Origin of the sequence: Salinibacterium sp. ZJ70 (genome assembly GCF_011751865.2) — a bacterium.
In the GTDB taxonomy this organism is placed as follows: domain Bacteria; phylum Actinomycetota; class Actinomycetes; order Actinomycetales; family Microbacteriaceae; genus Homoserinibacter.
Genome location: NZ_CP061770.1, coordinates 2,823,396 through 2,844,936 on the forward strand (window position 1 = coordinate 2,823,396; position 21,541 = coordinate 2,844,936).

Consider the following 21,541-nt stretch of genomic DNA (forward strand, 5'->3'; position numbering starts at 1 on the left):
CCGCTCGGCGCGCGAGGTGTGCAGGGGCCGCGAAACCGGGACAATGGGGCGCATGACCTTCAGCCGAACGGATGACGCTCCCCCCGTCTTCCGCATCTGCTTCGTCTGCACGGGCAACATCTGCCGATCCCCGATGGCCGAGGCGATCTTCCGGTCGATCGTCGCCGCGAAGGGCTTCTCTTCGCAGATCTCCGTCACCTCGGCCGCGACGGGCGACTGGCACGTGGGCGAAGGGGCCGACCCGCGGACGATCGCCGCCCTGCACTCGCACGGCTTCGACGGCTCCCGCCACCGCGCGCGCCAGTTCGACGCGTCATGGTTTCCTGCGCTCGATCTGGTCATCGCATTCGATCGCGGACACGAGCGCGTGCTGCGCGAATGGGCCCCCACCGAAGCTGATCGCAGCAAAGTGCAGCTGCTGATGTCGTTCGACCCCGAGCAATCAGGCACGATGGAGGTACCGGATCCGTATTACTCGGATGCCGCCATGTTCGACACCGTGCTTCTCGCGATCGAGCGGGCGTGCACCGCGCTCTTCCGGCAGCTCGAACCCGCCATCCGACAGGGAGTCTCATGAGTCCGCTTCCCCCCCAGCCGCTGAGCCCCCTCGACGGCCGCTACCGCTCCTCCGTGGAGGGTCTCGGCGAGTACCTCTCGGAGGCGGGCCTCAACCGCGCCCGCGTGCATGTCGAGGTCGAATGGCTGCTGTTCCTCGCCGAGCACGGCATGTTCGGCTCGGCTGCCCCGTCGGCCGAGAAGGCCGCGGCGCTGCGCGAGTGGGCTGCCGGGTTCGGACAGCCGGAGATCGACGAGCTCGCCCGGGTGGAGGCGACGACCCGCCACGATGTGAAGGCTGTCGAGTACCTCGTGCGTGGGGCGCTCACCGACCTCGGCCTCGACTCGCTCGCTGAGCTCACGCACTTCGCGTGCACGAGCGAGGACATCAACAACACCTCCTACGGCATCACGCTCCGCGCCGCCGTGCACGAGGTGTGGCTGCCGCGCTTCCGCTCCGTCATCGCCAAGCTCCGCGAGATCGCGATCGAGCACCGCGATCAGCCGCTGCTCGCCCACACCCACGGCCAGCCCGCCACCCCGACGACCTTCGGCAAGGAGATCGCCGTCGTCGTGCACCGCCTGCAGCGTCAGCTTCAGCGCATCGAGGCCGTCGAGTTCCCCGCGAAGTTCTCGGGAGCCACCGGCACCTACTCCGCGCACCTCGCCGCCGACCCGGACGCCGACTGGCCCGCCCTCTCGCGCGCCTTCATCGAGCACCTCGGCCTCACCTGGAACCCGCTCACGACGCAGATCGAGTCGCACGACGGCCAGGCGGAGCTCTTCGGCCGCATCTCGCACGCGAACCGCATCCTGCACAACCTGGCGACCGACGTGTGGACCTACATCTCGATGGGATACCTCACCCAGATCCCCGTCGCGGGGGCGACCGGCTCGTCGACGATGCCGCACAAGATCAACCCCATCCGCTTCGAGAACGCCGAGGCGAACCTCGAGCTCTCGAGCGCGCTGCTCGACTCCCTCGCCTCGACCCTGGTGACGAGCCGCCTGCAGCGCGACCTCACCGACTCCACGACGCAGCGCAACATGGGCGTCGCCCTCGGTCATTCGCTGCTCGCGCTCGACAACCTGCTGAAGGGACTCGGCGAGATCTCGGTCAACCCGACCGCCCTCGCCGCCGACCTCGACAGCAACTGGGAGGTGCTCGGCGAGGCGATCCAGACGGTCATCCGCGCCGAGGTCACCGCGGGCCGTTCGCAGATCAGCGACCCGTACGCGCTGCTCAAGGAGCTCACGCGCGGCAAGCGCGCCAAGCAGGCCGACCTCATCGCGTTCATCGACGGACTCGACATCGGCGATGCGGCGAAGGAGCGCCTGAAGGCGCTCACCCCCGCCACCTACACGGGTCTCGCCTCCCAGCTCGTGGACTACATCGACCGCTGACCCCGGATATCAGAGAGCGCCCTCGGGATCGGATCCCGGGGGCGCTTCTGCATGGTGCGGATGGCGCAGGGCGGCGGATCACCGCCGCGCGCAGAGACTCAGCGGTGCGGGTCGCGGTGCACGCTTCCGGCGGAGCCGGTGGGTGCGTCGGGGTCGACCGGGTCGACGCGCTCCTGGTCGTACTTGGGTCCCGCCGCGATGAGGAGGGTCGCCAGGATGACGAGCGAGGCGACGAAGGCGACGCCGGCGAAGATGAGGGTCAGATCCCACTGGCGCGAGCCCATGAAGACCATGGCGCCCACGAAGATGCCGAAGACCGCGGCCATGCCGATGAGTTCGAGCGGGCGCGTCTTCTCGCGTCGGGTGGGCGTGTGCTGGGGCTGTTCGTCGCTCACGCGTCGACCTCCACGGGCTCGGGGCGCACAGTGCGCAGGGATACAGCGGCGATGGCGAAGAGGGCGCCGATGATGAACGCCCATGCGCCGAACACGCCGACGAGGCTCACGTCGGCCGTCACGACACCGCTGGCGACGACCTCACCCTTCTCTTCGATGGCGAACGGGTCGGCGTAGTCCTTCGGGAAGAGCAGGAAGACAAGGCCGAGGATCACGGTGAGCGAACCCGCGACGAGCCAGTCGCGCGCGATCGGACGCGTGCGACGGAATCGGATGCCGTTGACGACGTCGAGGGCTCCCGTGATGATCGCCCACGCGCTCACCAGGAGCACGAAGACACCCAGGGTGCGCTCGGGCAGCACGAGTGCGGCGATGCCGGCGACGGCGGTCACGATCCCGTGAACCCCCGTGATGCCGCGCAGCGCGCGGTCGGCGCGGAGGGCAGAGGCGAGCACCACGGCCGCGGTCACGACGGCGAAGAGTCCGAACGCCGTCACACCGAGCGGGGCGGAGTGATCCTGGCTGAAGGTGATGGCGATGCCGGCGACGATCGCGGGGATCGCGCGAGCAAGCGGAGCGACCCAGGAATCCGGAGCTCCGAGAGCGGGAGAAGCTGCTGCGGACACCTGCCCATCTTACGGGGGGTCTCCCTGAACGACCGGTCTCAGCCGAGGGCGGCGACTGCCTGCTCGAGCGTGCCGTGCGCGAAGGTGAACCCGGACTCCTCCAGGCGCAGCGGACGCACGTGCTGATCGGCGAGCAGCAGGTCGCGTCCTGCGTCACCGAGCGCGGCGCTGATGGCGAAGGCGGGCGCCGGGAACCCGTACGGGCGGCGCTGCCTGCGGGCGATCTCGCGCACCACGTCAGCGGCCGTCCCTGCCGTCGGCGCCACGAGGTTCACCGGCCCGGAGACGGGGTTGTCGATGAGGTGCACGAGCGCCGCGACCTCGTCGTGAAGTGAGATCCAGGGCCAGTGCTGGCGGCCGGAGCCGAGCGGTCCGGCAAGTCCGAACTTCGCGAGCACGCGGATGGGCGCGGTCGCGCCTTCCGGCCCGATCACGATGCCGGTGCGCGCGAACGCGACGCGCGTCTCCTCCGGCGCTGTGCGTGCCGCGGCCTCCCAGGCGCGCACGACGTCGGCGAGGAAGCCGCCGCCCGGTGCAGACTCCTCGCTGAGCTCCTCGTCGGGCCGGTCTCCGTAGAAGCCGACGGCCGAGCCACTCACGAGCACGGGCACAGGGTCACCTGCCGCAGCTCGCGCGTGCAGGGCGCTCACGATCGCAGTGGTCGCCGACACACGCGAGGAGAGGATGGCGGCGCGGTGCCGCGGCGTCCACGGGAGCTTCGAGATCGAGGCGCCCGAGAGGTTGACGACGGCGTCGGCTCCGGCGAGTGCAGCCGGATCGAGTGCGCCCGTCGACGGATCCCACCGCACCTCGTCGGCCGATGCGGGTTCACCCCGCACCAGACGGACGACGTGGTCGCCCCGATCACGCAGCCGTGCCACGAGCCCGCTGCCGATCATCCCCGATGCCCCGCCGACGACCACACGCATGGCCCGAGGCTAAGGGGGAACGCTGAGGTCGAGCCGAGCGTCGAAGTGGCGTGCGCTACCCCTGCGACTCGTAGCCGGGCGCCATGTCGGCGAAGCGCGAGAACGCGCCCTGGAAGGCGACGGTGACGGTGCCGGTGGGGCCGTTGCGGTGCTTGGCGACGATGAGGTCGGCTTCGCCGGGGCGCGAGGATTCCTTGTCGTACGCGGACTCGCGGTGGAGGAGGATCACCATGTCGGCGTCCTGCTCGAGCGATCCGGATTCACGCAGGTCGGAGATCGCGGGCTTCTTGTCGACGCGCTGCTCGGGGCCACGGTTGAGCTGCGAGAGGGCGATGACAGGCACCTGCAGCTCCTTGGCGAGGAGCTTCAGCGCACGCGAGAACTCGGAGACCTCCTGCTGGCGGCTCTCGACCTTCTTGCCCGACGTCATCAGCTGGAGGTAGTCGATGACGACGAGCTTGAGGCCCACCTGCTGCTTGAGACGACGGCACTTGGCGCGGATCTCGACGAGCGTCATGTTGGGGCTGTCGTCGATGTAGAGGGGTGCGTCGGCGATGCGGCCTCGGGTGGAGGCGAGCGTCGTCCAGTCCTCGCTGCGCACGTCTCCCTTGCGGAGCTTCTGCAGGAAGATGTTCGACTCGGCCGAGAGCAGTCGCATCGCGATCTCGGAGCGCCCCATCTCGAGAGAGAAGAAGACGCTCGGCAGGCCGTGCGCGATCGAGGCGGCGCGAGCGAAGTCGAGCGCGAGCGTCGACTTTCCGAGCGCGGGTCGTGCGGCGATGAGGATGAGCTGGCCGCCGTGGAGGCCGTTCGTCATCGAGTCGAGCTCGGCGAATCCTGTGGGCACGCCGACCATCTGGCCATCGCGCCCGCTCGCGTGCTCGATCTCCTCGGTGGCGGCTTCGATCGCGGTGACGAGCGGGACGTAGTCTTCCGCCTGCACGCCGCCCGCGACACCGTAGATCTCGGCCTGGGCGTTGTTGACGAGGTCGGTGACCTCGCCCTCGCTCGCGTAGCCCATCTGCACGATGCGGGTGCCCGCCTCGACGAGGCGCCGCAGCACGGCCTTCTCGGCGACGATCGTGGCGTAGTAACCGGCGTTCGCGGCGGTCGGCACGAGCGCGGTGAGCGTGTGGAGGTATTCGGGGCCTCCCGCTCGCGCGAGGGTGCCCGCCTTCGTGAGTTCATCGCTGACCGCGATCACGTCGGTCGGCTCACCGTGGGAGTAGAGCGTGAGGATCGCGTCGAAGATGACCTCGTGCTTGGGGATGTAGAAGTCCACGCCACGCACGGCTTCGAGTACGTCGGCGACCGCATCCTTGCTGAGGAGCATGCCGCCGATGGCGCTCTGCTCTGCCAGCAGATCGTGGGGCGGGATGCGCTGCTCTCCCTGCCACGTTTCGCGTGGGCGTTCCTGCTCGGACGCGAGACCCAGATGGGCGATCGACACGATTCACTCCTTCCGAGGTCGAACCTACGCGCCACGTCAGACAGCCCGGGCAGGCGCTCCGCGCCCTCGGGTATCGCGTCGTGGCGGTGTGATGGGGCAGGCAGACTGCTGCACCCGAAGCAAAGCTATGGAGGCGTTCGGCCAGGGTCAACCAGACCTGTGGATAACGCTGTGGACTATGTGCGCGAAACGCCGGAAGGAATGTGGGGAAGCTGTGGACAGGGCGGTGGATAACTGTGGAAAACCCTCCGCGCTACCCGCGCTGACCAGGTGTTTCTTGTTTCACACCCTGTGTGTAGAAACATGTTTAGAGTCATGGTTGAAGCTTGTGGGAGAACCGGCGAACATGTGGAGAGATCACCTTGCCAGCGGTGCCCGGAAAGCACTGACGGCGCACCCCCGAAGGGGTGCGCCGTCAGGAGAATCGCGAGTTACTTCGCGGCAACCACGTCGAGCTGCAGAACAGCCACGACGTCCTGGCGCAGACGCGCCGTCGCCTCGTGACGGCCGACGACCTTCACGGGAGCGCTGAACTCGATCGTCTGCTTGTCGAGCGTGCCGATACCGGCAGCCTCGACAGCGGCGACGACATCCGCGGTCTTCACCGAACCGAACAGACGGCCCTCGCGGCCCGCCTTCACGGTCAGCTTGATCGCGGCACCCTCGAGCTTGGCCTTCAGGGACTGGGCTTCCTCGAGCGTGGCGAGCTCACGAGCGGCGCGAGCCGCCTTGATCTGCTCGACCTGCTTCTCGGCACCACGGGTCCACGCGATGGCGAAGCCCTGCGGGATGAGGTAGTTGCGGGCGAACCCGTTCTTGACATCGACGACGTCGCCGGCAGAGCCGAGACCCGTGACCTCAGACGTGAGAATGAGCTTGGACATTCGTCATTCCCCCTTAGCGGCCCGAGCCGGCGTACGGAAGAAGCGCCATCTCACGCGCGTTCTTGACGGCGCGGGCGATGAGGCGCTGCTCCTGCACGGAGACACCGGTGATACGACGGGCGCGGATCTTTCCACGCTCCGAAATGAACTTGCGGAGAGTCGCGACATCCTTGTAATCGATGACGCCGACCTTCACCGCCTTCGCAGGAGCGGCGTTCTTGCCGCCCTTTACGTTGCGCTTGCGGCGATCCTGGCCGCCGCTGCTCTTTCCAGCCATTGCTGTTTCCTTCTGGGTTTCTTAGCTGATCGGTCCGAGGACGGGATCAGAACGGGGTCTCGTCGGAGTATGAGCCGGGCGTGTTCCACACGTCACCCGCGGCCTCGGCCGGACCAGAGGTCGACCAGGGCTCGTCGGCGACGGCAGCCTGCGAGCGGCCTCCGCCGCCGCCGGATGCCCGGGTCACCTGGGCAGTCGCGTACCGCAGGCTGGGACCGATCTCGTCGATCTCCAGCTCGATGGCGGTGCGCTTCTCCCCTTCCTTCGTCTCGTAGGAGCGCTGCTTGAGGCGGCCGGTCGCGACGACGCGGCTTCCCTTCGTCAGCGAGCCGGCGACGTGCTCCGCGAATTCACGCCAGCAGGACGCGCGGAGGAACAGAGCCTCGCCGTCCTTCCAGTCGTTGCTCGCGCGGTCGAAGCTACGCGGCGTGGACGCGATCGTGAAGTTCGCGACCGCGAGCCCGGACTGCGTGTAACGCAGCTCAGGGTCCGCCGTGAGGTTGCCCACGACCGTGATGATCGTCTCGCCGGCCATGGCCTACTCGGCGTCCTTCTCGGCCTTGTCAGCCTTCGCAGAAGCAGCGGCAGCCTTGCGGGCGGCCTTCTTCTCCTCGGCGGCAGCGTGCGCTGCGACACGGGCGACAGCCTCCTCCGCGCGGAGCACCTTGGTGCGCAGCACGGCCTCGGACAGCTTCAGCTGGCGGTCGAGCTCGACCGTGGCTTCGCTCGTCGCGGTGAAGTTGACGACGGCGTAGATGCCCTCGGACTTCTTGTTGATCTCGTACGCCAGGCGGCGACGGCCCCAGATGTCGACCTTTTCGATGGATCCACCATCGTTGCGGATGACGCCAAGGAACTTGTCCAGGCTGGGAGCGACGGTACGCTCATCGATCTCGGGATCGAGAATTACCATCAATTCATACTGATGCGTCATTGACCCACCTCCTTCGGACTAGAACGGCTGCAGGAGATCTGCAGCAGGAGGGTTGAATGCATCTGCCAGCGCCACGAGGGCACGGGCAACCTCTACATCTTACATGAGGCGGGCTCCGGGGGAATCTCCCGGCTCCGGCGACGCGACTGGCGCGGCCTAGGAGCGCCCGGCCCACCATTCGCGGAGTCGGCGTTCGGCTTCCTCAGGCCCGAGGGATCCCTGATCCAGCCGCAGCTCCATGAGGAAGCGATACGCCTCCCCCACCTCGCGTCCGGGTGCGATCCCCAGGATCGCCATGATCTGCTCCCCGTCGAGGTCCGGACGGATGGCGGCGAGCTCCTCCTCTTCGGCGAGCAGCGCGATCCGCTGCTCGAGCTCGTCGTAGGCGCGTTGCAGTCGCGCGGCCTTGCGCTGATTGCGGGTCGTCACGTCGGCGCGCGACAGGATGTGCAGCCGCTCGAGCTGCGCCCCCGCGTCGCGCACATAGCGGCGCACCGCCGAGTCGGTCCAGCTCGCATCCGCGTAGCCGAAGAAGCGCAGGTGCTCGCGGATGAGCAGGGTGACGGCCTTGATGGTGTCGCCGTCGAAGCGCAGCGCGCGCAGGCGCTTGGCGGCGAGCTTGCCGCCGAGCACATCGTGGTGGTGGAAGGTGACGGCGCCGCCCGGTTCGATGCGACGGGTCTCGGGCTTGCCGATGTCGTGCAGCAGCACGGCGAGGCGCAGCACGAGGTCGGGTTCGTGTCCCCGCGCGCGCTCCAGCTGGATCGCCTGGTCGAGAGCGGTGAGCGAGTGCTCGTAGACGTCCTTGTGGTGTGCGTGCTCATCGATCTCGAGCCGCAGGGCGGGGATCTCGGGCAGCACGTGGTCCGCAAGCCCCGAATCCACGAGCACGCGGATGCCGGTGATCGGGTCGGGGGCCAGCAGCAGCTTCGTGAGCTCCTCGCCCACGCGCTCGGCCGACACGATCTCGATGCGGTCGGCCATCGCGGTCATCGCCGCCATGGTCGCGTCGTCGAGAGTGAAGAGCAGCTGTGAGGTGAAGCGCGCGCCGCGCATCATGCGCAGAGGGTCGTCGCCGAACGAGATCTCGGGTGCGATGGGCGTGCGCAGCCGGCCGGCCATGAGGTCCTCGAAGCCACCGGAGGGGTCCACCAGCACTTTCTCAGGAACACGCAGCGCCATCGCGTTCACCGTGAAGTCACGGCGCAGCAGGTCTCCCTCGAGCGAGTCGCCGAACGCCACCACGGGCTTCCGCGTCTCGCCGTCGTAGACGTCCGAGCGGTAGGTCGTGATCTCGACGGTGAGGTCGCCGATGCGGGCGCCGATCGTGCCGAATGCACGGCCGATGTCCCAGTGCGCATCGGCCCGCGGAGCGACGAGCTTCAGGATCTCGTCGGGGGTGGCGGAGGTCGCGAAGTCGAGGTCGTTCGAGTCGCGACCGAGGAAGGCATCACGGACCGGTCCGCCCACGAGGGCGAGCTCGAATCCGGCCTCTGCGAACGCGCCGATCAGGTCCTGCAGACGCGGGGCATCGAGGATCTGGTGAAGACGATCGATCGCGGCGGCCACGGATTGCATAGGGGTCGAGTCTAGACTTCTCTGCATGTCTGCCGTGTCGATCGGGGGTGCCCCGCTGTGCCGCTGACGACCCCCCGGCTGCTGCGTGCGCTGACCTGCGTCCTCGTGGCGACCGGTCTCGTCGCAGGTTCTGCATCCATCGCCGCCGCGGAACCGGTGCCGGATGACGTGCAGATCCAACCGGCGTCGGCCGGCGTCGTCACGCCGGGTGTCGGTCCCGTGTCCATCGCGGTGGTGGTGCCGATCACCGCGCCTCCGACCGTCACCGGACTCATCTCCGCCGACGATCTGGCGGAGTACACGGACACCTTCGGTGTGCTCACCCGGCAGATCGACACCGTGGCTGCCACGAACGCCGCACTCGCGATCGACCCGATGATCCTGGCCTCGATCCGCGTTCTCGGCAACGCTGCGCCCGAGTCGGCGCGCGACTGGCTGCGGCGACTCGAGTCGCTGCAGAACGAGTCGTTCCTCCTCGCCTACGGCGACGCGGATGTGGTGACTGCGGCACGCACCGACACGCTTTCGTCCCTGCAGCCGCGCGGCTTCGACTTCGCGCTCGACCCGAGCCGGTTCTCAGATGAGCCCGTCGAGACGCCCGCGCCGACCGCGACTCCCGATCCCGACGCCGCCCCGCCTTTCCCCACGACGGAGCAGCTCCTCGCCTGGACGAGCACGCTCCCGCGCATCGCCTGGCCAGCCACAGACGGTGTGGGCGCCGCGGACGTCTCCACTCTCGCCGCGGCAGGATACGAATCGGTACTCCTCTCGAACTCGGACACGGGTGAGACCGGATCCGCGCATGTGTCAGTCGACGGGATCGATGCGCTCGTCATCGACTCGGACCGCTCCGCCGCACTTCGCTCCGCATCCGCGTCCGTTCTGGAAACCGACCGCGCGAGCCAGCTCGACGCGTTCACGGCCGATCTCGCCGTGCAGGCGCAGGCGGCTCCTGGTCGCACGATGGTGCTCGCGGTCGCGCGCACCTGGCCCGGTGTCCCCTCTGGGCTCGGCACCGCTCTGGCGGCGGTCGAGGCCTCCGGGGTCGCGCAGGTCGTGCCGCTCAGCGAGGTGCTCGCCACTGCCCCGGCTCCGGTTTCGCTCGGAGAGGGCGTGCGTGACGCGGATCGCGAGGCGGTGTTCGTCGGACTGCTCGAGGATGTGAACGCCGAGCACGTGTTCTCCTCTGTCGTGGTCGAGCCGGAGCTGCTTCTGCAACCGCGCGGCCTCGAGCACATCGCTCTCTACGGGGGCGTCTGGATCGGTGACCCCGCATGGGGCCCTGCCGTCGGAGCATTCGAGACGCGCTCCTCGGAGATCGTCACCTCCGTGCGCATCGAGCGCGGCAGCGACCGTGTTCTCCTCGCGCGCAGCACCGGGCTGCGCATCTCGGTGAGCAACGCGCTCGATCTGGCGGTCATCGTGCGCGTCAGTGCGGCTCCCCGCAGCCCCATCCTGCGAGCCGAAGGCCCCGTCGATCTGACCGTCGAACCGAACGCGACGGCCTCCGCCTACATCCCGGTCGAGGCGATCGCGAACGGAGAGGTGCGGGTGCTCACGGCCCTGCACAGCGTGAGCGGGATCCCGATCGATTCCGATTTCGCCAACATCACTGTGCGCGCCGAGTGGGAGAACGTCGGCACCCTCGTCTTCGTGCTGGTCCTCGTCGGTGTCTTCGCAGCGGGCATCATCCGCGTGATCCTGCGGCGCCGCAAGGCACGCGCTCTCGCCGCGCATCCCGAGGGATCCGGTGACTGAGTCCGCCGTCGACGACGGATCGATCCGGCGCGCGAGCGCGACGATCGCCGCCGGGACGCTCATGTCGCGCCTGCTCGGGTTCGTCAACCTGGCGCTTCTGGCGTGGGTCCTCGGACAGCAGAACCAAGCCGTCAACGCCTGGTCGGTGGCGAACACCCTGCCGTCGAACATCTTCGCGCTCGTCGCCGGCGGACTCACGAGCGCTGTTCTCGTGCCGCAGATCGTGCGCGCCGCGAAGCATGCGGACGGCGGCCAGGGCTTCGTCAACAAGCTCCTGACTCTCGGCATCACCGCGTGCCTGGCGATCGCAGCGGCGCTCACCCTGCTCGTGCCGCTCATCGTGCCGCTCTACATCCAAGAGGGGCGCGCGATATCGGCCGAGGGCCTCGCCCTCACGATCGCCTTCGCGTACTGGTGCATGCCGCAGGTGTTCTTCTACGCGGTGTACGCGCTGCTCGGCGAAGTGCTCAATGCGCGCAAGGTCTTCGGGCCGTACACCTGGGCGCCCGTGCTCAACAACGTCGTGCTCATCGCGACCTACGCGACGTTCGGGGCCCTGTTCGGGTTCGACCCGGCGCACCGCGACCCGTCGTCTTGGTCGGAGGCGCAGATCGTCATGCTCGCGGGCGGCGCCACGGTCGGCATCGCGGCGCAGTGCCTCGTGCTGACCCTGTTCTGGAAGCGCACGGGTCTGCGCTTCCGACCCGACTTCCACTGGCGCGGCGTGGGTCTGCGGGCCACCGGGGCCTCCGCCGGATGGATGTTCGGCATGGTCGTGGTGACGCAGCTCACGATCGTCGTGCAGACGCGCGTCGCATCGCTCGCGGGAGAGAACGACCCGTCGAATGCGGTGCTCAACACCGCGTGGCTGCTGTTCATGCTCCCGCACTCGATCATCGCTCTGTCGATCGCGACCCCCTACTTCACGCGGATGAGCGCCCACGCGAGCGCGGGCGAGATCGACGATGTGCGGGCCGACATCTCGAGCTCGATGCGCGTCATCCTCATGCTCGTCACGGGTGCCGGCGCGGCCATCGGCGCGGCGGCGCTTCCGTTCGGCGCGTTCTTCGGCAGGACGCCCGGCGAGATCGTCGGCATCAGCTCCGTGCTCATCGCCTACCTCATCGGGCTCATCCCCTATTCGGCGATGTTCGTGCTGCAGCGCGGCTTCTTCGCACTCGGCGACACCCGCACGCCGTTCCTCATCAAGGTGCTGCAGGGCATCACCGTGACGGGCGCTCTCATCGCGGTCGCGGTGGCCGTGCCGGAGCCGCAGATCGGCATGGGTGTCGCGTTCGCGACGACCGTCGCCAGCACCGTGCAGGCGATCGTGCTCGCTCTCGTGCTTCGCCGGCGCATCCGCGGGGTCGATGGCACACGCATCCTCGGGCGCATCGCGCTGTTCACCGGCGTGGCGGTGGTCGCCATCGGCGTGGGCGTGGCGGTGCTCTGGCTGCTGGGCGGCTTCACCGAGGGCTTCGCCGTCTCCGGCCGTCTCGAGGCGTTCGTGTCGATCTGCGCTGTCGGCGCCGCGACCCTCCTGAGCTACCTTGCTCTGCTCGTCGCTCTGCGGGTGCCCGAGCTGCGTGCGGCGCTCGGTCCTGTGCTGCGGCGCATCGGGCGCAGCTGAGCCGACGCCCTTCCGCGTTCGGTCGCGCGACCCGGATGCACGCCCGTGTCGCGGAATGCCCGCCGCCTAGGATGTGTTGTACTTCGCGACCCCCTCGACAGGAGACCCACGGGATGCGCCACGTCATCATCATCGGATCCGGCCCCGCCGGCTACACCGCCGCGATCTACGCCGCGCGCGCCAACCTCGAACCCCTCGTGATCGCGAGCTCGGTGGAGTTCGGCGGCGAGCTCATGAAGACCACTGAGGTGGAGAACTTCCCCGGATTCCCGGACGGGATCATGGGCCCCGACCTCATGGTGCGCATGCAGCAGCAGGCCGAGAAGTTCGGTGCCGAGATCGTCTACGACGACGTCGTGTCCCTCGAGCTCGAGGGTGACGTCAAGCGCGTCACGCTCGGCAACGGCGACGTCCACGAGGCGCATGCCGTGATCTACGCCACCGGTTCCGCCTACCGCAAGCTCGGCCTCCCCGACGAGGAGCGCCTCTCCGGATACGGCGTCTCCTGGTGCGCCACCTGCGACGGTGCGTTCTTCCGTCAGAAGAAGGTCGCGGTCGTCGGCGGCGGTGACTCGGCTCTCGAAGAGGCGACGTTCCTCACGCGCTTCGCCGATGTCGTGTACCTGATCCACCGTCGTGACGAGTTCCGCGCCTCCAAGGCCATGCAGGAGCGGGCGTTCGCCGACCCCAAGATCCAGGTCATCTGGAACAACGAGGTCTCGAGCATCTACGGCACCGACAAGGTCACGGGCATCGGCCTCACCAACACCGTCGATGGCTCCGAGACGACTCTCGACATCGAGGGTCTCTTCGTGGCGATCGGCGCCGACCCGCGCACGCACCTGGTGCACGGTCAGCTCGAACTCGCACCCGAGGGCACCATCGCCGTCGAAGGCCGCAGCTCGCGCACGAGCGTGCGCGGAGTCTTCGCGGCGGGCGATGTCGTCGACCCCACGTACAAGCAGGCGGCCACGGCCGCCGGCTCGGGTGTCGTGGCCGCGCTCGACGCCGAGCACTACCTCGCCGACCTCGCGGATGCGGCACACGCCGCCGACGCGGCCGTCGCAGCCGTCTGATCCGAATTCATCAGCTTCACGAAAGGAAGCACATGTCCACCAAGGATGTCACCGACGCCACGTTCGCCGCGGAGGTGCTCGCCTCCGAGAAGCCCGTCATGGTCGATTTCTGGGCCACCTGGTGCGGCCCTTGCCGCGCTGTCTCGCCGATCCTCGACGCGATCGCCACGGAGCACGCCGACAAGATCGACATCGTCAAGCTCGACGTCGACGCGAACCCCGAGACCGCCATGAAGTACGGCATCACCTCGATCCCCGCGATGTTCGTCTTCCAGAACGGCGAGGTCGTCAAGCGCGTCATCGGCGCGAAGCCGAAGCCGGCCCTCGAGGCCGACCTGGCTGACTTCCTGGCGTAACCTCCATAGATGGTTTCCATGGCCTCCGACCTCAGGGTCGGAGGCCATCGCCGTCTCCAGGCGCACCCGCGCACGATGTTTCACGTGCGACCGATCGAGCATCCGCGGCTCATGTGCGCACCTCGCATGGCCGCGGTCGCAGGTTGGACGACTACCCTGGATTGCACCGATCGAACGGATACGTGATGCAGCAGACCCAGGGCAATAACCTCGACCCGTGGTACTCCCACTACGCGGCGCGAACGAGCGGCCTCGCCGCCTCCGAGGTTCGAGCTCTCTTCGCCGTCGCGAGCCGGCCCGAGGTGGTCTCGCTCGCGGGAGGCATGCCGTATGTCTCGGCGCTCCCCACCCACCTCATCGAGGGTGCCGTCGAGCGCACGATCACCGAGCACGGCGCGGTTGCGCTGCAGTACGGCTCGGGCCAGGGGATCCCGCGGCTGCGGGAGCAGATCCTCGAGGTGATGGCGCTCGAGGGAATCCACGGATCCGTCGACGACGTCGTCGTGACGACCGGATCGCAGCACGCACTCGAGCTGCTCGCCAAGATCTTCCTGGACCCGGGTGATGTCATCATCGCCGAGGGCCCGAGCTACGTGACCGCGATCACGGTGTTCCGCTCGTTCCAGGGTGAAGTCGTGCACGTGCCCATGGATGCGGACGGCATGAACCCGCAGGCTCTCCGCGAGACGATCGCGCGCGTGCAGGCCGAAGGCAAGCGGATCAAGTTCCTCTATACGATTCCGAGCTTCCAGAACCCCACCGGCGTCACGCTGAGCTGGGAGCGTCGCGTCGAGATCGTCGAGATCGCGCGCGCGGCGGGCATCCTCGTGCTCGAGGACAACCCCTACGGGTTGCTTCACTTCGAGCAGGCACCTCCCGCCGCCATGCGCTCGATCGACGAGGAGGGCGTCGTCTACCTCGGCACCTTCTCGAAGACGCTCGCACCCGGACTGCGCGTGGGCTGGGCGATCGCACCTCACGCGATCCGCGAGAAACTCGTGCTCGCCAACGAGGCCGCGATTCTGTCGCCGTCGTCGTTCGGGCAGCTCGTGATCTCGGAGTTCATGGACAACGCCGACTGGCGCGGTCAGATCGACACCTTCCGCGGGGTGTACCGCGAACGACGCGACGCGATGCTCTCCGCCCTGGGCGACTATCTGCCGGGGATGGAATGGACCACCCCGTCGGGCGGCTTCTACATCTGGCTCACGATGCCCGAATATCTCGACTCGAAGGCGATGCTGCCGCGCGCCGTCAAGGAGCTCGTCGCCTACACCCCGGGCACGGCGTTCTACGCGGACGGCAATGGGCGCCGCAACATCCGCCTGTCGTTCTGCTATCCGCAGCCCGACTTCATCCGCGAGGGCATTCGTCGACTGGCGAGCGTCATCAACGGTGAGATCGCCCTGCTCGGCGAGTTCTCGCAGACCGCTCCCCTGCCCGTGCAGGCCATCGAGCGCGACGTGCTGCCCCCGTACGCCGGCTGACCCGGAGGTCTCCCCGTGAATGACACCCCCGCCCACATCGTCGTTCTCGCCGGCGGCATCTCGCACGAGCGCGATATCTCGCTCCGCAGCGGCCGACGCGTGGCCGACGCCCTGACGGGGCACGGAGAGCGCGTCGAACTGCGCGACCCGGACGCGACACTGCTCGCCTACCTGCGCGACAACCGTCCCGACGTCGTGTGGCCCGCCCTGCATGGTGCGAGCGGCGAAGACGGTGCGCTGCGCGGCCTGCTCGAGTTCCTCGGAATCCCCTTCGTCGGCTCGCATTCGGGTGCCGCCCGTCTCGCCTGGGACAAGCCGGCCGCCAAGGTGGTCGTCGAGCGTGCAGGGGTTCTCACGCCCCGCTCGATCACCCTCCCCCGCGATGCCTTCCGCGAGCTCGGGGCCGACGCGGTGTTCGAGGCGATCTCGGATGAGCTTCCCGTGCCCCTCGTCGTGAAGCCGGCCCGAGGAGGCTCCGCTCAGGGTGTGACGATCGTCGAGGATCGCCGGGATCTTCCGCGAGCCATGGTCGACGCGTACACCTACGGTGACGTCGCTCTCGTAGAACAGTGCATCCGCGGCACGGAGATCGCCGTAGGGATCATCGACACGGGCGACGGGCCCGTGGCACTGCCCGCGGTCGAGATCGAGCCTCTGTCGGGCGTCTACAGCTTCGAGGCGCGCTACAACGCCGGCGAGACGCGCTTCTATGTGCCCGCTCGACTCACGGATGATGTGGCATCTCGCGCTGCCGAGGCGGCGCTCACGGCACACCGGGCGCTCGGGATGCGGCACCTCTCGCGCGTGGATCTCATCGTGGATCGGTCGGGAACTCCCTGGTTCCTCGAGGCCAATGTGCTTCCCGGGCTCACAGAGACTTCGCTGCTCCCCCAGGCTCTCGAGGCGGCTGGCCACGATCTCGGCTGGGTATATGCGGCGCTCGCGAACGACGCGCGCCGAAGCGCATAACATTCAGAGAAACGAAAAGGGCCGGTCAGAAGGATGTTCTGACCGGCCCTTTCTGTCGTCTGGGGTGACTCAGCTGGACGCGAACGGGTCCTGGCCGAGCTCCTGGAGGATCCGATTGAGATCGCCGATCGTCGCGAAGTCGATCGTGATCGTGCCCTTGCTGGCACCCAACGAGATCTTCACCCGCGTGTTGAGGTGATCTCCCAGGCGCTCTGCGATCTCATTGAGGTGCGCCTGACGCTTACCCGGCGACGGCTTCGCGCTGGGCCGCTTCTCAGCCTTGCCGCTGATGAGCCCCGCGGCGGCCTCCGCGGCTCGCACGGAGAGGTCCTCGTTGACGATCTTGTCGGCTAGGGCCTCCATCGACTGGGTCTCCCCCACCGAGAGGATCGCACGCGCGTGGCCTGCGGTGAGCACACCGGCCGCGACGCGGCGCTGCACGCCCTGCGGCAGCTTCAGGAGACGGAGCGTGTTGGTGATCTGGGGACGCGACCGCCCGATCTTGTCGGCGAGCTGCTCCTGGGTGATGCCGAAGTCCTCGAGGAGCTGCTTGTAGGCCGATGCCTCTTCAAGCGGGTTGAGCTCGGCGCGGTGGAGGTTCTCAAGGAGAGCATCGCGGAGCATCGCGTCGTCGTCGGTGTCGCGGACGACAGCGGGAATCGTGTCCAGGCCGGCGGCCTTCGAGGCGCGGAGGCGACGCTCACCCATGATGAGCTCGAACTGCGGCTCTCCCTCTGCGGCTCCTGCGCGGGGGCGCACCACGATGGGCTGCAGAACGCCGAACTCGCGCACCGAGACGATGAGCTCGTTGAGCTCCTCCTCGCGGAAGTCGTGGCGCGGCTGCTGGGGGTTGGGGATGATGTCGTGCGGCGAGAGGCTCGCCAGGCGCGCACCCGGAACGGCGACGAGACCGGCGGGCTCGGGCTCCGCCGGAGCAGCCGGAGCGGGGAAGAACACATCGACAGGCCGCTCAGCCGTGGTCTCCGCCGCCGGAATCAGCGCACCGATCCCCCGTCCGAGTCCAGTCCGCTTAGGAGCTGCCATCAGTTGTCCTCCTTCTCGGGCGCACCGCGCCGCGCGATCTCAGCTGCCGCCTCGCGATACGAGAGCGATCCGGGTGAATTCAAGTCGTAGCTGATCACGCTCTGGCCGTAGCTCGGGGCCTCCGAGATGCGCACGGAGCGGGGGATCACCGTGTCGAGGGTCTCATTCGGGAAGTGCTGACGCACCTCATCGACGACCTGGTGCGCGAGGTTCGTGCGCCCGTCGTACATCGTGAGGAGAATCGTCGACACCGCCAACTCGGGGTTGAGGTGGCGCTCGATGAGCTTGATGTTGTTGAGAAGCTGGGACAGCCCTTCGAGTGCGTAATACTCGCACTGGATCGGGATGAGCACCTCGCGCGCCGCGACGAACGCGTTGATCGTCAGCAGGCCGAGCGAAGGCGGGCAGTCGATGAAGACATAGTGCGGCGGGGTGTCCGACTGCTGGATGTAGACATCGAGGGCAGACCGCAGGCGCTGCTCGCGAGCCACCATCGACACCAGCTCGATCTCGGCTCCGGCGAGGTGGATCGTCGCGGGGATGCAGTCGAGGGTCTCGAAGTCAGGACTCGCCTGCACAACCTCCTTCATCGGCACGTCGTTCACGATGACGTCGTAGACGCTCACGGTCTCAGAGCGGTGCTCGACACCGAGCGCAGTGGAGGCGTTGCCCTGGGGGTCCAGGTCGATCACGAGAACGCGCGCGCCGGCCTGCGCGAGTGCGGCGGCCAGGTTGACCGCGGTGGTGGTCTTTCCCACTCCCCCCTTCTGGTTCGCAACCGTGAAGACGCGGGTCTTCTCAGGAAGGGGGAAAGCCTCGGCGGCCAGCGCGAAGCGGCGGCGGGTGATGTCGGCGACCTCGCGGGCCAGGGGCGTCGACGCATCGAATGACTTGGTGCTCACGTCTCCCTCTCGATGTTTCACGTGAAACATCGCGGCTTCAGGCCGCGACTCTCCACTGTAATCCAGGCGTCCGACCGGATGGCCGCGCCGATGTTCGATTGTGTGTGCCATGCACGATCTCCCGCGGGGGAGGAAGGTCGTTCGCTGGGATGAATCAGTATCGATGTTTCACGTGAAACATCTGCTCACGCGCGGGTGGCGCGGAAGACGCGGGTGACCTCAGGGATCACGCCCTCGCCCAGCACGTCGACTCGCACGTCGACGAGACGCGCCTTGCGAATCACCTTCTGCGCGGCCTCGATCTCATCATGCACCCGTTCGCCCTTCATGAAGACGAGCTCTCCCCCGGCCGCCAGCAGCGGAACGGTGATGGGAATGAGTTTCGACAGTGCTGACACGGCGCGGGCAGTGACCTGTGTGAGCGGTTCGCTGATCTCTGCCTCTTCTGCGCGAGCGCGGACGACGTCGACGTTGCGGAGGTCGAGCGCGTCGACCTCTTCCTGCAGCCACTCGACGCGACGCTCCATCGGCTCGATGAGAACGAAGTGCACGTCGGGTCGCGCGATCGCGAGAACCAGCCCCGGCAGCCCTGCCCCGGTTCCGATATCTCCCACCCGTCCAGGCCGCATCAGCGGGGCAACGAGTGCGGAGTTGAGTACGTGCCGGGTCCAGAGGCGAGGGAGCTCGAGGGGTCCGATAAGCCCGCGGATCTCACCCTCGCGCGCGAGGTCGGCTGTGAACTGGCGCGCGACGTCGATGCGGTCGCCGAACAGCTGGGCGGCTGCCACTGGTTCGTTCTCGAGTTCGCTCATCACTCCCCCGGATGTTTCACGTGAAACATCGCGGATCACTTGGCGGTGATCACCGTGTGACGGTCGCGACCTTCACCCTGCGATTCCGAGACGTAGCCTCGCTCGCTCACGATGTCGTGCACGAGCTTGCGCTCGTAGCTCGTCATCGGAGGAAGCGATGCAGACGAGGCGCCAGTCTCGATGCGTGAGATGGCGTGATCCACCAGTGCAGTGAGTTCCTCGGCGCGAGCATCGCGCGATCCGCCGATGTCGAGAATGAGGCGCGAGAAACGACCGGTCTTGTTCTGCACGGCGATGCGCGCGAGCTCCTGCAGTGCGGCGACCGTGTCGGGCTTCGACAGCAGGCGGAGGTTCGACTCCGCGGTGGCGGACACGGAGATGTAGGCGCGACCGGAGCGGGCGTCGATGTCGATGTCGCCGTCGATGTCGGCGATGTCCAGGAGTTCCTCGATGTAGTCGGCGGCGATGTCGCCTTCCTCGACGAGCTGCTGCTCCGTCAGAACGATGGGCTCTTCGGAGGCATCGGTGTCGGGGGTGATCTGGTCGGTCACTTCTTGGGTCCCTGCTTCTTGGCGCGCGCCTTGCCCACGGGCTGCTGACGCTGAGTGGTCGTGGGCTTCGGCGCCTCTTCCGCGGCATCCGCCGCGGGCGTGGTCTCGATGATCCCCTTGGCGCGGTTGCGCTTGGCCAGGCGCGCCTCGCGGGCGAGCGCAGCCTCGGAGCCGGGAGTCGGCATGTTCCGGATGACGATGAACTGCTGCACCATCGTCCAGACGTTGGAGGTCAGCCAGTAGAACATCACGCCGATCGGGAAGGCGACACCCGAGATGATGAAGACGAAGGGCAGTACGTACAGCATGATCTTCTGCTGCTTGTACATCGGGGATTCCTTCATCTCCGGTGTCTGGTTCTTCGACATGATCTGCAGCTGCGTGATGAACTGCGTCACGGTCATGATGATCACCATGACCACGGCGATGACGACGACGACCCACTCGACCGGGTCGTTCTCGAGGGCCGAGGTGATCGAGTCGTGCAGAGGCGCGATGCCGAAGAGCGACGCTGTGCCGAACTGGTTGGCGAGCTCGGCGTTGAGCAGGCCGACGCCGGCGTTCGACTTGTTGGCTTCGTTGAGCACCGTGAACAGACCGAAGAAGATCGGCATCTGAATCAGCAGCGGCAGGCACGACGCGAGCGGGTTGGTGCCCGCGTTCGAGTAGAGCGCCATGGTCTCGCGCTGCATCGCCTCGCGGGAGAACTGATCCTTCTTGCCGCGGTACTTGTCCTGGATCTTCTTGAGCTGCGGCGCGACCTCGAGCATCTTGCGCTGGCTCTTGATCTGCTTGACGAACAGCGGGATGAGCGCCGCACGCACGACGAGCACGAGGCCGACGATCGAGAGCACCCAGGTCAGTCCGGCGGCGGGGTCCATTCCCAGCTGCGACAGCAGCCAGTGGAAACCGACGAGGATCGCCTCGATGGTCCACTTGATGGGCCAGAGGAGAGTTCCGAAGAAGTCCATGCGGCTGGGTCAGCCCCTTCCATGTCCCGCGGCGATGAAGCCGAAGCGGGTGAGGTGATAGTGGTCTTGGTGATGCCGTGAGGCAGGAACATCGTCGATGCCGCCTCGCGCCCACGGATGGCAGCGGAGGATGCGCCAGGAACCGAGTGCGATCCCCTTGATCATGCCGTGCTGCTGGATGGATCCGAGCGCATACGCGGAGCATGACGGGTAATAGCGGCAGACGTCGCCATAGAGAGGCGAGATCACCGCGCGATATCCGCGCAGGATCCCCACGCAGATGTTCCGCGGCAGCAGCCACACGAACGCGAGCACGCGCGTCATCGGATCAGCACCGGATCGAGGATCTCGTGGATGTCGCGCTCCAAGGTCGACCAGTCGGTCGACGCGGATGCGGGCAGTGCCCGGATGACGACGTCCGCCCCACGTCCGCCTGAGTCGATGACCGACCGACAGACGGCACGCATACGCCGTCGAACGAGGTTTCGTTCGACGGCGTTGCCGACTGTCTTGGCGACGATGAACCCGAAACGAGCCGGGTCCGACGCATCACGCTCGACGCGGTAGATGAGCATGCTGGCCGTCGATGCGCGGCGCCCACGGCGCACGATCGCACGGAAGTCCGAGGGCTTCACCACTCGGTTCGCCCGGGCCAGCACGTCGCCCGGCGTTTACGCGGAGAGCTCGGTGCGTCCCTTGCCACGACGCGCCGCGAGGATGGCGCGGCCGGCGCGGGTACGCATACGGGCACGGAAGCCGTGCTTCTTGGCACGACGACGGTTGTTCGGCTGGAAGGTGCGCTTGCTCATGGTGATATCTCCTGGCCCCGGTGTGCGGCGACCGGGAAGAACGTATGGGTTCGGCTGAATGAGCCGACAACCTGTTAAAAATAGGCCTTAGACCGCGCGCGGTCAAACCTGGGGCCACCTTAGCCTTCGAGTCTCCACATCCGC

General features: G+C 67.6%; 25 protein-coding genes. 8 read left to right on the forward strand and 17 right to left on the reverse strand.

Annotation, left to right across the window (positions count from 1 at the left end):
- Positions 1-52: 52 nt before the first annotated feature.
- Positions 53-577 carry a low molecular weight protein-tyrosine-phosphatase gene (locus HCR12_RS13465; RefSeq protein ID WP_166869626.1) on the forward strand — a complete coding sequence of 175 codons (525 nt, stop codon included), beginning with the start codon at positions 53-55 and terminating at the stop codon, positions 575-577.
- Positions 574-1,959, forward strand: coding sequence for an adenylosuccinate lyase (gene purB / locus HCR12_RS13470; protein WP_166869625.1), 1,386 nt, complete (start codon positions 574-576; stop codon positions 1,957-1,959). The genes HCR12_RS13465 and purB overlap by 4 nt, the downstream gene beginning before the upstream one ends.
- 98 nt (positions 1,960-2,057) lie before the next feature.
- Here the strand turns inward: purB and HCR12_RS13475 are convergent, their stop codons facing one another.
- The 9 genes from HCR12_RS13475 to HCR12_RS13515 form a co-directional block, all read right to left on the reverse strand.
- Positions 2,058-2,354: a hypothetical protein gene (locus HCR12_RS13475; RefSeq protein WP_191412342.1), complete on the reverse strand. Its 297-nt coding sequence runs from the start codon at positions 2,352-2,354 to the stop codon at positions 2,058-2,060.
- Positions 2,351-2,980: a DUF308 domain-containing protein gene (locus HCR12_RS13480; RefSeq protein WP_166869624.1), complete on the reverse strand. Its 630-nt coding sequence runs from the start codon at positions 2,978-2,980 to the stop codon at positions 2,351-2,353. The genes HCR12_RS13475 and HCR12_RS13480 overlap by 4 nt, the downstream gene beginning before the upstream one ends.
- 38 nt (positions 2,981-3,018) lie before the next feature.
- Positions 3,019-3,909: a TIGR01777 family oxidoreductase gene (locus tag HCR12_RS13485; RefSeq protein ID WP_166869623.1), complete on the reverse strand. Its 891-nt coding sequence runs from the start codon at positions 3,907-3,909 to the stop codon at positions 3,019-3,021.
- Between the two features lie 55 nt (positions 3,910-3,964).
- Complete coding sequence (dnaB, locus tag HCR12_RS13490; protein WP_166869622.1) at positions 3,965-5,359, reverse strand: replicative DNA helicase; 1,395 nt, start codon at positions 5,357-5,359, stop codon at positions 3,965-3,967.
- Between the two features lie 431 nt (positions 5,360-5,790).
- A complete protein-coding gene (gene rplI, locus HCR12_RS13495; protein WP_166869621.1) occupies positions 5,791-6,243 on the reverse strand; it encodes a 50S ribosomal protein L9 in 453 nt (150 codons plus the stop codon).
- A 13-nt stretch (positions 6,244-6,256) separates the two neighbouring features.
- Positions 6,257-6,520, reverse strand: coding sequence for a 30S ribosomal protein S18 (rpsR, locus tag HCR12_RS13500; RefSeq protein ID WP_130488532.1), 264 nt, complete (start codon positions 6,518-6,520; stop codon positions 6,257-6,259).
- A 46-nt stretch (positions 6,521-6,566) separates the two neighbouring features.
- Entirely contained in the window at positions 6,567-7,055 is a 489-nt protein-coding gene (locus HCR12_RS13505; RefSeq protein WP_166869620.1) for a single-stranded DNA-binding protein, read from the reverse strand.
- Between the two features lie 3 nt (positions 7,056-7,058).
- Complete coding sequence (gene rpsF / locus HCR12_RS13510) at positions 7,059-7,454, reverse strand: 30S ribosomal protein S6 (RefSeq protein ID WP_166869619.1); 396 nt, start codon at positions 7,452-7,454, stop codon at positions 7,059-7,061.
- Between the two features lie 156 nt (positions 7,455-7,610).
- A complete protein-coding gene (locus HCR12_RS13515; protein ID WP_166869618.1) occupies positions 7,611-9,032 on the reverse strand; it encodes a CCA tRNA nucleotidyltransferase in 1,422 nt (473 codons plus the stop codon).
- A 57-nt stretch (positions 9,033-9,089) separates the two neighbouring features.
- On the opposite strand from HCR12_RS13515, the gene HCR12_RS13520 reads away from it, so the two are divergent.
- From HCR12_RS13520 to HCR12_RS13545, 6 genes are all read left to right on the forward strand, one after another.
- Positions 9,090-10,790, forward strand: a complete 1,701-nt coding sequence (locus HCR12_RS13520) for a DUF6049 family protein (RefSeq protein ID WP_166869617.1) — start codon at positions 9,090-9,092, stop codon at positions 10,788-10,790.
- A complete protein-coding gene (gene murJ / locus HCR12_RS13525; RefSeq protein ID WP_166869616.1) occupies positions 10,783-12,420 on the forward strand; it encodes a murein biosynthesis integral membrane protein MurJ in 1,638 nt (545 codons plus the stop codon). Before HCR12_RS13520 ends, murJ begins: the two co-directional genes overlap by 8 nt.
- Positions 12,421-12,533: 113 nt before the next feature.
- On the forward strand, positions 12,534-13,496 hold the full coding sequence (gene trxB, locus HCR12_RS13530; RefSeq protein WP_166869615.1) for a thioredoxin-disulfide reductase: 963 nt from the start codon (positions 12,534-12,536) through the stop codon (positions 13,494-13,496).
- Positions 13,497-13,528: 32 nt separating this feature from the next.
- Entirely contained in the window at positions 13,529-13,852 is a 324-nt protein-coding gene (trxA, locus tag HCR12_RS13535; RefSeq protein ID WP_166869614.1) for a thioredoxin, read from the forward strand.
- A gap of 185 nt (positions 13,853-14,037) precedes the next feature.
- Positions 14,038-15,339, forward strand: coding sequence for an aminotransferase-like domain-containing protein (locus HCR12_RS13540; protein ID WP_166869613.1), 1,302 nt, complete (start codon positions 14,038-14,040; stop codon positions 15,337-15,339).
- A 15-nt stretch (positions 15,340-15,354) separates the two neighbouring features.
- A complete protein-coding gene (locus tag HCR12_RS13545) occupies positions 15,355-16,308 on the forward strand; it encodes a D-alanine--D-alanine ligase family protein (protein ID WP_166869612.1) in 954 nt (317 codons plus the stop codon).
- 69 nt (positions 16,309-16,377) lie between these two features.
- Here the strand turns inward: HCR12_RS13545 and HCR12_RS13550 are convergent, their stop codons facing one another.
- The 8 genes from HCR12_RS13550 to rpmH form a co-directional block, all read right to left on the reverse strand.
- On the reverse strand, positions 16,378-17,352 hold the full coding sequence (locus HCR12_RS13550) for a ParB/RepB/Spo0J family partition protein (protein ID WP_166869611.1): 975 nt from the start codon (positions 17,350-17,352) through the stop codon (positions 16,378-16,380).
- Positions 17,352-18,284, reverse strand: a complete 933-nt coding sequence (locus HCR12_RS13555; RefSeq protein WP_191412343.1) for a ParA family protein — start codon at positions 18,282-18,284, stop codon at positions 17,352-17,354. The genes HCR12_RS13550 and HCR12_RS13555 overlap by 1 nt, the downstream gene beginning before the upstream one ends.
- A gap of 155 nt (positions 18,285-18,439) precedes the next feature.
- Positions 18,440-19,066, reverse strand: coding sequence for a 16S rRNA (guanine(527)-N(7))-methyltransferase RsmG (gene rsmG / locus HCR12_RS13560; protein ID WP_166869609.1), 627 nt, complete (start codon positions 19,064-19,066; stop codon positions 18,440-18,442).
- A 35-nt stretch (positions 19,067-19,101) separates the two neighbouring features.
- Positions 19,102-19,605: a Jag family protein gene (locus tag HCR12_RS13565; protein ID WP_370589348.1), complete on the reverse strand. Its 504-nt coding sequence runs from the start codon at positions 19,603-19,605 to the stop codon at positions 19,102-19,104.
- A gap of 8 nt (positions 19,606-19,613) precedes the next feature.
- Positions 19,614-20,588 (reverse strand): membrane protein insertase YidC, encoded by a 975-nt coding sequence (gene yidC / locus HCR12_RS13570; RefSeq protein ID WP_166869607.1) that lies wholly within the window; start codon positions 20,586-20,588, stop codon positions 19,614-19,616.
- Positions 20,589-20,597: 9 nt separating this feature from the next.
- Positions 20,598-20,912, reverse strand: coding sequence for a membrane protein insertion efficiency factor YidD (gene yidD, locus HCR12_RS13575; RefSeq protein WP_166869606.1), 315 nt, complete (start codon positions 20,910-20,912; stop codon positions 20,598-20,600).
- Complete coding sequence (rnpA, locus tag HCR12_RS13580) at positions 20,909-21,226, reverse strand: ribonuclease P protein component (RefSeq protein ID WP_243841784.1); 318 nt, start codon at positions 21,224-21,226, stop codon at positions 20,909-20,911. The genes yidD and rnpA overlap by 4 nt, the downstream gene beginning before the upstream one ends.
- 33 nt (positions 21,227-21,259) lie before the next feature.
- Positions 21,260-21,397, reverse strand: coding sequence for a 50S ribosomal protein L34 (rpmH, locus tag HCR12_RS13585; RefSeq protein ID WP_043595303.1), 138 nt, complete (start codon positions 21,395-21,397; stop codon positions 21,260-21,262).
- Between the last annotated feature and the right edge of the window lie 144 nt (positions 21,398-21,541).